The following is a 1,019-nucleotide window of genomic DNA, read 5'->3' as shown; positions in this document are numbered from 1 at the left end:
TTAGAAACAACTCCTGATGCTACTGTTCTACCACCTTCACGAACAGCGAATCTTAGACCTTCTTCTAGAGCGATTGGCTTTTGAAGTGTGATCTTGAATGTTGCGTTGTCTCCTGGCATTACCATTTCTACTCCGTCTTCTAGTTGGATGTCACCTGTAACATCTGTTGTTCTGAAGAAGAATTGTGGTCTGTAGCCTGAGAAGAATGGTGTGTGACGTCCACCTTCTTCTTTGGTTAGTACGTATACTTGACCTTCGAATTCTGTGTGTGGGTGTACTGAACCTGGTTTTGCTAGTACTTGGCCTCTTGAGATTTCGTCTCTTTGAACTCCTCTTAGAAGTACTCCTACGTTGTCTCCTGATTCTGCTTGGTCTAGTGATTTATGGAACATTTCTACACCTGTTACTACTGCTTGAGATGTTTTTTCTGTTAGACCTACGATTTCTACTGTATCGCCTACTTTTAGTGTTCCTTTTTCTACTCTACCTGTTGCTACTGTTCCACGTCCTGAGATTGTCATTACGTCTTCTACTGGCATTAGGAATGGTTGGTCGTTGTCTCTTTCTGGGATGTCGAAGTATTCATCTACATCATCCATTAGTTCAAGAATCTTATCTGACCATGGACCTTCTCCACCTTCTTCTAGTGATTTTAGAGCTGATCCTACTACTACTGGGCAGTTGTCGCCATCGAAGTCGTATTCGTTTAGTAGGTCTCTTACTTCCATTTCTACTAGTTCGATTAGTTCTGGGTCATCTACTTGGTCTTCTTTGTTTAAGAATACTGCGATTTTTGGTATACCTACCTGTCTTGCTAGTAGGATGTGTTCTCTTGTTTGTGGCATTGGACCATCTGCTGCAGATACTACGATGATTGCACCGTCCATTTGTGCTGCACCTGTGATCATGTTTTTAACGTAGTCAGCGTGGCCTGGAGCGTCGATGTGTGCGTAGTGTCTTTTTTCTGTTTCGTATTCTACTACTGATGTGTTGATTGTGATTCCACGTTCTCTTTCTTC

The 1,019-nt window shown here is 42.4% G+C and carries 1 protein-coding gene; it reads right to left on the bottom strand.

The genetic code is table 11. The annotated features are described in order from the left end of the window. Positions 1-1,019: elongation factor Tu (tuf, locus tag NH288_RS11335; RefSeq protein ID WP_265215410.1), on the bottom strand; the 1,019-nt coding region annotated here is incomplete at both ends.

The sequence above is a fragment of the Anaerococcus sp. NML200537 genome (genome assembly GCF_026131715.1).
GTDB classification, from domain to species: Bacteria; Bacillota; Clostridia; order Tissierellales; family Peptoniphilaceae; genus Anaerococcus; species Anaerococcus kampingae.
The sequence above is the reverse complement of the archived record's forward strand: the minus strand, read 5'-3'. Positions and strand labels throughout refer to the sequence as shown.